Here is a 10,377-nt window from a genome sequence, read left to right as displayed (position 1 = left end):
CACCAACCCCCGCCGCCCGCGTCTTTTGTTTAAACGAGCCCGGCCCGCGGCCGCGGGGCCCGGTGCGCCGGACCCGGGCGCCCCCCCCGGGGGCCCCCGCCCCGCGCGCGGCCTCGACCAGTGCTGTCTCTATGTTGCGCTCCAGCAGCATTGGGTAAGCTGCCCTCCGATCCTCGGGACAGTGCCCGCAGTTCCTCACGTCCGCGGATGCGGAGTTTGCGGTAGACGCCGCTGAGACGCAGCTCGACGGTGCGTGTGGTCACCGAGAGGATCTCGGCGATCTCCCGGTTGCCGAGACCGCGGGCGGCGAGGGTCGCGGCCTCGTGTTCGGTGTCGCTGAGGCCGCGCCACGCGGCGGGGGTCCGGGCGCCGGAGGGCCGGCGGGCGTCGGACGGCGCGGGATCGGCCGGCCGCTGTGTCCCGCCGAGGTGGACCGGGATGTCGGGGCCCGTGGTGTCGGCGAGCAGGGTGGCGGCGATGTCGTCGGCGCGGGGCGGACCGTCCGGGGTGATGGCGACGGCCGACCTGCGTTCGGCCTCCTCGCGTTCGACGGAGGCCAGTTCGAGCACGGCGCGGGTGTAGGCGGTACGGGCGGGCGCGTCGCTGAGGGTCGCGACGGCGGCGCGGAGGTGTTCGACGCGGTTCCCGCCGGTCACCATGGCGAGACTGAGTTCGGCCCGGCCGAGGGAGCTGGCGGCGCCCCAGCGATGGGCGAGGTCCAGTTCCTCACCCGCCAGACGCTGGGCCTCCTCCCCCGAGCCGAGGTCGTGCGCGGCCTCGGCGGCGAGCGAACGCCAGGGCATTTCTGCGGGGTTGGCGCAGCCGAAGCGCAGCAGCCAGCGGCCGGCGGCGCGGAAGTACTCCCGTGCCTGGAAGGGGTCGTCGTCGACGCGTGCCATGACGCCCTGGGCGAAGAGCAGGTAGGCGGTGGTGGCGCACTCCTGGGCGAGGCGCGGCACCGGCCGGGCGGCGGACTCGCGGGCCCGGTCCAGCCGGCCGTTCTGGATGTCGGCGACGATGCCGAGGGCGGTCCAGTACGGGAGGAAGAGCGGATGGCGCCGGGCGGGCGGCAGTTCCGCCTCCGCCGCGGCCAGGTCCCGGGCGGCGGCATCGGGACGGCCGTGCCGGATGTGCAGGTCGGCGCGGACGGCGACGATGTGGGCGACGGCGATGGCGGAGCGTTCCTGGTGGGCCTCGGCGAGCATCGTGGCGAGGTGGGTCTCCGCCTCGTCGCCGTCGTCGGTGAGCAGCATGGTGCGGCAGGCGAAGAGGCGCGGGATCACGAGCGGGGGGCGTCCGGTGGGGTCCGGGGCGAGGGCGGCGCGGGCGAGCCTGCGGGCCTCGTCGATGTGGGCGCCGGCCACGGCGTGCTGCCAGGAGCGCAGGCCGGCGACGGCCGGGCTGTGGGAGTGCTCGGGCAGGGCGGGCGCCGGGAGGATGTCGAGTTCGTTCGCGTCGTGGCGCAGCGCGTCGGCCATCCGCAGCAGAGCGGTGAGTTCGTGGTGTTCGGCGAGCCCGCGATCGGCGGGCTCCGTCGGTCCCGGGGACGGTTCGGCGGGGCTCGGGCAGTGGACCGCGGCGTGGGTCCCCGGCGACTTGGCGGGGACCGGCGGGACGGCGGCGTACGGGTGGGTGGCGTACGGGCCGGCGGCCCCGCTCCCCCGCCCCGGCCGCGCTGCCGGCGCGGGCGCGGCCGTCGGCCTGGGGAGGTCGCCGGATTCGGCGAGGGCGAGCCGCGCGGAGCGGGTGTCGCCGCCGAGCAGGCACAGGTCGATGGCGCGGGAGCGCAGTCCGGTGCCGGGGGCGCGGATCAGTCCGTGCAGGCGTCGCTCCGCGGCGGCGGGGACGGTGACCATCTCGACGGAGGCGAGCTGGAATTCGATACGGGCGCGGGTCTGGGCGTCCAGGGGTTCGTCGAGGGCGCGGACGAGATAGCCGACGGCGCGGTCCCGGCGGCCGCCGCGCAGGGCGTCGGTGAAGCCGCGGCGCAGGGTGTCCACGGCCCAGGGGTCACCGACCGGGCCTGCCAGGAGCAGCAGATCGGCGATGCCCTGGTCGTCGGCGGCGACCCGCTGGGCGAGCCGGGCGGCGCGGACGTACAGGTCGCCGCGGTCGGCGGCCGTCATCTCCTCCAGGATGCGGGCCCGCACCACGCTGTCGCGTACGTACGGGGAGCCGTCGCGCAGGGTGGTCAGGCCGCTGGCCTGGAGTGCGGCGCGCAGTCTGGCCTCGGGCACGGCGTGCGGTCCGGCGAGCCCGCAGACCAGGGGGAAGTCGAGCAGGTCGCCGCAGACGGCGAGGGCGCGCAGGGCGTCCACGGCCGCCGGGTCGTGGAGTTCGCTGAGGGCCTTGGCGGTGTGGTCGCCGACCACTTCGGCGGTGAGGGCGCGCAGGTGGCCGGTGTGTTCGGCGCCGGGGTGGTGTCCTGCCCGGGTGAAGCGCGACAGGACGTCGTGGATGACGGCCGGGATGCCGCGGGTGGCCTCGGCGACGGCGGCGGTGAAGTCGGGGTCGCCCGGGGCGCCGCAGACCGCGTGGACGGCGTCGGCGGTGCCGCTCGCGGTGAGGGGCGGCAGGGCGAGTTCGATGGTGCTGACGGTGCTGGTGAGGGAGGTGCCGACGCTCCACTCCGGCCGGGTGATGGCGGCGCCGGTGCTGCTGGTGAGCAGGGCGAGGGGCACCCGGGGCAGGCGCCGGACCAGCGCCTCCAGCCAGCGCAGGGAGGCCGTGTCCAGCCATTGGACGTCCTCCACCACGAGCAGGGTGGGGCGGTCGCGGGCGGCGGTGAGGAGTCCGCCGAGGCCGGGGAGTCCGCCGGAGCGGTCCTGGGTGAGGAAGAGGCGCGGGGCGATGTCGCGGTCCTCGCCGGTGAGGAGCTGGGCGACGACACCGTACCTGAGCTGGTGCTCGGCGGGGGTGGCGCGGGCAGTCAGCACCCTCAGCCCGGTGTCCCCGGCCTGTTCGGCGGCCCAGCGGAGCAGGCCGTTCTGGCCGAGTCCGGGCTCGCCGGTCACGGTGACCACGGCGGGGCGCGCGGACCGGAGCTCGCCGATCATGGCCGAGAGCACAGCCTGTTCTCGGTCACGCTCCAGGAGCAGGAACTCGGGGGACTGCATACGATGATCTTATATATCCGTGGGGAGAGGTATGCCCCATGTAACGCGATGTTCTTCTTGCCGGCGCTCCCCCTTCCCCGGATCAGGCACTCGTCCTCTTGATCCACCGCCCGGTCTCCGGATCATACGTTCATCCTCCTGGTCCGGCGTTCACTCCCCTGATCATGCGCTCATCCGGGGCGGAACGGGCGGTGGCGGCCCGCCCGCCCGCAGCGCCTCCGTCAGATCGGCGCGCCGGCCGACGCCCAACTTGCGGTAGACACTGGTCAGATGGAGCTCCACCGTACGGACGGTCACGAACAAGGATTCCGCGACCTCGCGGTTGCCGGCTCCGGAGGCGACCAGACCGGCCACCGTACGCTCGGTGCCCGTCAGCATGTCCAGCGGTGACGCGGTGATCTCCCGCATCCGGCCGCCCGCGTCGACCAGATCCTGCCTGGCCTCCCTGGCGAGGGCCACACAGCCGCCGCGCCGGGCCAGCCCGACCGCCTCCCGCAGATGGTCCCGCGCCTCCCGCACCGACCCGCCCGCCAGCGTCGCCCGCCCGAGCAGCAGCAGCGCCCGCGCGTGATGGGCCCGCGCCGGTGAGGACTCCAGCAGGGCGACCGCCCGGCGCAGCAGCGCCACCCCGGCCGGGCCCGGCGTGGCGGCGCCGCGGGCCAGGGCCGCGTACCCGAGCGCGCGCGGGGTTCCCCACAGCTCGGCCAGCGGCGCGCCGTACGCGGCGGCCTCCCTGGCCTCCGCGGTCCGCCCGAGCCCGCCCAGCAGACAGGCGGCCTCCAGCCACCAGGGGGCGAAGACCGGATTGCGCAGACCCGCCGCGTCCAGGGAGTCGCCGCAGGCACGGAACGCCTCCAGCGCGCCTTCCGGATCGCCGCCGACCGCCCTGACCCGGCCATGTGCCATCAGGTACCAGTGGTACTCCCAGGCGAAACGGTCCAGTCTGGGCCGTTTGATGGCGGTGAGGGACTCCTCGGCCCGTGCCACCTCACCGCGTTCGGCGAGGGCCGCCGCGTACGCGGTGTGCGGCGTGACCGCGCTGTCGCCCCAGCGTTCCTGCCCGAGGATCTCCAACGAGGTCTGGGCGTCCGCCAGCGCGTCCGCGACCGCGCCGTTCTCCAGGCGGTACAGCGAGCGGGTGGACAGGGCGAGCACGTACGTCCACACCGCCGCGGTGTCCCGGCTGCCGCGCAGCACCGTCTCCAGCGCGGCGTCGGCGGCGCGGTTCTCGTCCGCGAGCGAGAGGGCGAGCGAGGCGGGCAGCAGCGACCACGGGCCCAGCGGGACGCCGGGCGCGCGCAGGGCGCGGCGCGCCCTGCGTACGCTCTCGGCGGCGGGGTGGCCGTCCACCGCCGCGAGCACGCCGAGCATGGCGAGCTGCTGGCGCTGGGCGGGGGTGTCGCCGGGCGGCGGGGTGATGCCGGCGGTGCGGCGCAGTACGTCGGGGAGGGTCGACTTCTCGTCGGCGCCGACGATCAGCAGGGCGGACTCGGCGAGGGTGCGCAGTTCGCGGTCGGCGGGCTCGGGGTCGGTTCCCAGTTCGGCGTCGAGGTCGTCCAGCGCCTCGGTCAGGACCCGGGCGCCGTCCGGGGACTGCTGGACGCTGAGGCAGGTGAGGGCGAGCTGGACCGCCGTCGCGGTGCGGGCACGGACGTCGGTGGTGAGGGTGTGCGCCTCGTGCAGCAGGCCGACCGAGCGCTTCGGATCGGTCTCGGCGAGGGCCTTGCCGAGCCGGGTCAGCACATCCGGGTCGTCCGGGTCCGCCTCCCGTACCCGTTCCAGGTAGCGGGCGGCGGCCTCGGGGGCGCCGCGCTGCTCGGCCTGGGTGGCCGCGGCTCTCAGTACGGAGGTGGTCCAGGCGTCGCCGGGTCCCGGCACCGCGAGGAGCTGGGCGGCGGTCTCCTCGGGGGAACGCCCGATGTCGCTGAGCAGCCGGGCGGCCCGCAGCCGCAGCCGGGCGACCCCGGTGGCGCCGAGCCGGTCGAGGACGGCGGCGCGCACCAGGTCGTGGACGGGTTCACGGCGTCCCGCCTGGACGAGCCCGGCCTGTCCGAGGATCTCCACGCCCTCCTCGACGTGCAGGGCGGAGAGTCCGGCGAGCGCGGCGAGGTAGGCGGTGTCCTCGTCGCCGAGGACGGCCAGCGCGAGCAGCACCTCGCGCACCCAGCCGGGCTGGCCGGCGAGCACCCCGTGCACGGAGGCGGCGACGACCTTCCCGCCGGCCTCGGCGATCCGCCGGGCGCCCTCCTCGTCGGGGCCGAGCCCCGCGGAGCGCAGGTCGCGCAGCAGCCGTACGGCCTCCAGCGGGCTGCCGCCGGTGACGGAGACGAGCCGGCCGACGAACGCCGGCTCGGGCCGGCGCCCGGGGAAGAGCCCGGCGGTCAGCTCGGCCACCTCCGAGGCGTCCAGCGGGCCGAGGCGCAGCGGGTCCGGCAGATGGTGGGCGGCCAGGTCGGCGAGGGCGTCGGGGGCCGCGAGCCCGGCCTCCGTACGGTGGGCAGCCACCACGAGCAGCGGCAGCCCGTCGGCCCGGCGCAGCAGAAAGTCCAGCCAGCGCAGGGAGCGTTCGTCGCACCAGTGCGCGTCGTCGAGGACCAGGACCAGGGGGGCCTCGGCCATGAGGTTGACGGCGAGCCAGTACAGGCCCTGGAGGACCGAGAAGGTGTTGTCGGGCGCGGCGCCGGGGTTGTCGGGGTCCGCGGGGTCGGTGACGAGGGCGGGCAGCGCGCGCCGGGCGCCGCCGTCGAGGAGCGGGGAGGTGCGGCCCTTGCGGCTGGTCAGTCCGAGCCGGCCGCAGAGCGCGCGGACCGCGCTGTAGCCGGTGGCGGCGTCGACGGCGCGGCAGCCGCCGTACAGGACGGTCATTCCGGCGAAGGGGCCGTCGGCGGCGACGGCGGCCCGCAGCAGGGCGGTCTTGCCGACGCCGGCCGGACCGTCCACGAGCACCAGCCGGGGCCGGCCGGAGCGCGCGGCGGCGGCGTGCCGGGCCAGGGCCTCCATCTGACGGGCCCGTCCGACCAGGGGTGGTACGGAGGTGACGGCACTGGCCCGATCGCTCACTTGCTCTCCCTCGCGTCGTCGACACGGCCCCGCGCGGCGGCCGGCGGTGACCGGGGCATGCGCGGTCCCGCCGTCCGGCGGTGATCACCGGCCATGACGCGCACATGCCCCGCCGGAACCTCATCTACGCACATTCCAGGGTCCGGCGGAGGGGCCGGAGCCGATGTCTAAGGATTTCCCCGGTGGCGGCCATGAGATCAAGTGAGGGTGCGGTCGGAAACGCCCGTGTCCGACCCCGGCCGGCGCACCGCACACCGCACGACTTCCGCGCCCGTTCCCAGGTGACCGGCGGACCGCGGCGACCAACGGCAGTCACTTCGTGAAAGGGCGTTCCCCCCATGACCTCCGCCGCCCGGCCGATCCTCTTCGTCAGCCTCCCCGAGAGCGGGCTGCTCAACCCGCTGCTGGTGCTCGCCGGGGAGCTGGCCCGACGGGGCGTCCCCGATCTGTGGTTCGCCACCGACGAGCACCGGCGCGGCGACGTGGAGGCGCTCGGCGCCGCGTCACCGGTGTCGTTCGCCTCGCTGGGCGAGGTGGTGTCCGAGCTGTCCGCGGTGACCTGGGACGACGACGTGTACCGCGAGGTCACCCAGTCCTCCCGGTTCAAGGCGCACCGCGCGGTGGTCCGGCAGTCGTACAAGCCCGCGCTCCAGGCCCGCAAGTACCGGGAGCTGGAGAAGGTCGTGGACGAGGTGCAGCCCGCGCTGCTGGTCGTCGACTGCGTGGCCGGTTTCGCCGTCGATCTGGCGCTGGCCCGGAACATCCCGTACGTACTCAACGTGCCTTTCGTCCCCAGCAATGTGCTGACGTCGCACAACCCGTTCGGCGCCTCGTACACCCCCAAGAACTTCCCGGTCCCGAACTCCGGGCTGCCGCAGCGGATGTCGGCCCGGCAGAAGCTGGACAACGCCCTGTTCAAGTGGCGCACGCTGGGCATGTTCCTCAACCCGGACATGGGCAAGGTGCTGCGGGAGGACGCGGCGATCCGCAAGGAACTCGGCATCGCCCCGCCCAACGCGATGACCCGTGTCGACAAGGCGGCGGCCGTGGTCTGTTCGTCCGTCGCGGAGCTGGACTACCCCTTCGACATCCCGGAGAAGCTGAACCTGGTGGGGGCCCTGCTGCCGCCGCTGCCGGAGGCGCCGGACGACAACAAGGTGTCCGGCTGGCTCGACCGGCAGTCCTCGGTGGTCTACATGGGGTTCGGCACCATCACGCGGCTCACCCGCGAGGAGGTCGGGGCCCTGGTGGAGGTGGCCCGGCGGATGGCGGACACCCATCAGTTCCTGTGGAAGCTCCCCACCGAGCAGCAGCATCTGCTGCCGCCCGCCGCGTCGCTGCCCGCGAACCTGCGGGTGGAGAACTGGGTGCCCTCGCAGCTCGACGTGCTCGCCCACCCGAAGGTCTCCGCGTTCTTCTCGCACGGCGGCGGCAACGCCTACCACGAGGGCGTCTACTTCGGTAAGCCCCAGGTGGTGCGCCCGCTGTGGGTGGACTGCTTCGACCAGGCGGTCCGCGGCCGTGACTTCGGCATCAGTCTGACCCTGGACAAGCCGCACACCGTCGACCCCGACGACGTGGTCGACAAGCTGACCCGCGTCACCTCCGAGCCGTCGTTCCGCGAGCAGGCCGAGCGACTGGGCGCCCTCCAGAGGGAGGCCGGCGGTCGCAAGGCCGCCGCCGATCTCGTCGTCGGCCTGCTCCCCTCGGCGTGAACGCCCCGCGCCCGCCCTCCCCCATCCAGCGTCAGCCCAGCGACAGCAGCGAGGACCCCATGGCCTTCACCCATCCCGTCTCCCGGCCGAGTCTGGACGGCCGCGAACTGGAGTACGTCACCGACGCCGTCTCCGGCGGCTGGATCTCCTCCCAGGGCCCGTACGTCCAGCGGTTCGAGGAAGCCTTCGCCCGGTGGAACGGGGTCGCCCACGGCGTCGCCTGCTCCTCTGGCACCGCCGCCCTCACCCTCGCGCTGCGCGCGCTGGGCATCGGACCGGGCGACGAGGTGATCGTGCCGGAGTTCACGATGGTGGCGTCCGCGTGGGCCGTCACCTACACCGGCGCCACCCCGGTCTTCGTGGACTGCGGTGACGATCTGAACATCGACGTCACCCGCATCGAGGAGAAGATCACCCCGCGCACCCGGGCGATCATGCCGGTGCACATCTACGGCCGGCGCTGCGACATGGACGCCGTGATGGACATCGCGCACCAGTACAACCTGCGGGTGGTGGAGGACTCGGCGGAGGCGCACGGGGTGCGCCCGGTGGGCGACATCGCGTGTTACTCGCTCTTCGCCAACAAGATCATCACGGCCGGTGAGGGCGGTATCTGTCTCACCGAGGACCCGCGGCTGGCCGAGCAGCTTGCGCATCTGCGGGCGATGGCCTTCACCCGCGACCACAGCTTCCTGCACAAGAAGCTGGCGTACAACTTCAGGATGACGGCCATGCAGGGCGCCGTCGCCCTGGCCCAGGTGGAGCGGCTCGACGAGATCCTCGCCACCCGCCGGGAGATCGAGGCCCGTTACGACGCGGCCCTCAAGGACCTCCCCGGCATCACGCTGATGCCGGCCCGCGACGTGCTGTGGATGTACGACCTGCGCGCCGAACGCCGGGAGGAGCTGCGCGCCCATCTCGACGCGCGCGGCATCGAGACCCGTCTGTTCTTCAAGCCCATGAGCCGCCAGCCCGGCTACCTCGACCCGGTATGGCCGACGCTCAACGCCCACCGGTTCAGCGAGGACGGGCTGTATCTGCCCACCCACACCGGGCTGACCGCGGCCGACCAGGAGTACATCACCGGCGCCGTCCGGGAGTTCTGCACCACGGGCTGACCGGTGGCCCGCCGCGGGCCTCCGCACCCGCCCGCCACCGGGCCCCGACCGGGCCCGGCCCCCCGACCGCAGAAAGAGAAACGAGGAGCGGACATGACGACCAGCCCCGGCCCCACGGTGGTCGACTTCCCGTTGCGCACGCCCGAGGAACCGCTGCCGCTGTCCCAGTACGCCAGCCACCGGGCGCAGAGTGGCCTGGTCCGGTCCCATCTGCCGAACGGCGTCCCGATCTGGCTGGTCACCCGGCACGAGGACGTACGCGCGGTGCTCACCCACCCGAAGATCAGCGCCAACCCGGACAACGAGGGCTTCCCCAACGTCGGCGCGACGATGGGCGTGCCCAAGCAGGACCAGATCCCCGGCTGGTTCGTGGGCCTGGACTCCCCGGAGCACGACCGGTTCCGCAAGGTGCTGATCCCGGAGTTCACCGTGCGCCGGGTCCGGGAGCTGCGGCCCGCCGTGGAGCGGACCGTGGACGAGCGGATCGACGCGATGCTGGCCGGCGGGAACACCGCCGACCTGGTGGACGACTTCGCGCTGCCGGTCCCGTCCCTGGTCATCTCCTCGCTGCTCGGCGTGCCCTCCGCGGACCGGGACTTCTTCGAGTCGCGCACCCGTACGCTGGTCGCGATCCGCACCTCCACCGACGAGGAACGCGCCACCGCCACCCGCGAGTTGCTGCGCTACATCAACCGGCTCATCGCCATCAAGGAGAAGTGGCGCGGCGAGGACCTGATCAGCCGGCTGCTGTCGACGGGCCAGTTGAGCAACGAGGAGCTGTCGGGTGTCCTGCTGCTCCTGCTGATCGCCGGCCACGAGACCACCGCGAACAACATCGGTCTCGGCGTGGTGACGCTGCTGTCCAACCCGGAGTGGATCGGCAGCGACCGGGTCGTGGAGGAACTGCTGCGGATGCACTCGGTGGCCGACATGGTCGCGCTGCGGGTGGCCGTGGACGATGTGGAGATCGCGGGGCAGCTCATCCGCAAGGGCGAGGGCATCGTGCCGCTGATCGCGGCGGCCAACCACGACACCGAGGTCTTCGGCTGTCCGCACGCCTTCAACCCGGAGCGCTCCGAGCGGCGGCACATCGCGTTCGGGTACGGCGTCCACCAGTGCCTGGGCCAGAACCTGGTCCGGGTCGAGATGGAGATCGCCTACCGCAGGCTGTTCGAGCGGATCCCCACCCTGGAGCTGGCCGTCCCGATGGACGAACTCGCCTTCAAGTACGACGGGATCCTCTTCGGACTGCACGAGCTGCCGGTCCGCTGGTAGCCACCGGCACCCGGCACCGGCCCGCGGGGGGGGGGGGGGGGGCGCGCCGCCCCCCCCCCCCCCCCCCCCCCCCCCCCCCCACTCACGCACACA

Annotated in this window: 5 protein-coding genes; 3 read left to right on the top strand and 2 right to left on the bottom strand. The window is 73.9% G+C overall.

The window, feature by feature from the left end:
* Positions 1-29: 29 nt before the first annotated feature.
* Positions 30-3,116 (bottom strand): AAA family ATPase, encoded by a 3,087-nt coding sequence (locus ACFXPK_RS22990; RefSeq protein WP_385078169.1) that lies wholly within the window; start codon positions 3,114-3,116, stop codon positions 30-32.
* 162 nt (positions 3,117-3,278) lie between these two features.
* Positions 3,279-6,176, bottom strand: coding sequence for an ATP-binding protein (locus ACFXPK_RS22985; protein WP_385078167.1), 2,898 nt, complete (start codon positions 6,174-6,176; stop codon positions 3,279-3,281).
* A gap of 338 nt (positions 6,177-6,514) precedes the next feature.
* Here ACFXPK_RS22985 and ACFXPK_RS22980 point away from each other — a divergent pair, with 338 nt between their 5' ends.
* The 3 genes from ACFXPK_RS22980 to ACFXPK_RS22970 all read left to right on the top strand — a co-directional run bounded on the left by ACFXPK_RS22980 (position 6,515) and on the right by ACFXPK_RS22970 (position 10,284).
* Positions 6,515-7,891 (top strand): glycosyltransferase, encoded by a 1,377-nt coding sequence (locus ACFXPK_RS22980; RefSeq protein ID WP_385001749.1) that lies wholly within the window; start codon positions 6,515-6,517, stop codon positions 7,889-7,891.
* A 59-nt stretch (positions 7,892-7,950) separates the two neighbouring features.
* Positions 7,951-9,009, top strand: a complete 1,059-nt coding sequence (locus ACFXPK_RS22975) for a DegT/DnrJ/EryC1/StrS family aminotransferase (protein ID WP_385001768.1) — start codon at positions 7,951-7,953, stop codon at positions 9,007-9,009.
* Between the two features lie 93 nt (positions 9,010-9,102).
* A complete protein-coding gene (locus ACFXPK_RS22970; protein WP_385001746.1) occupies positions 9,103-10,284 on the top strand; it encodes a cytochrome P450 in 1,182 nt (393 codons plus the stop codon).
* Positions 10,285-10,377: the final 93 nt, after the last annotated feature.

The sequence above is a fragment of the Streptomyces sp. NPDC059142 genome, from assembly GCF_042755665.1.
Classification (GTDB): Bacteria; Actinomycetota; Actinomycetes; order Streptomycetales; family Streptomycetaceae; genus Streptomyces.
This window is presented reverse-complemented; position numbering and strand designations above follow the sequence as displayed.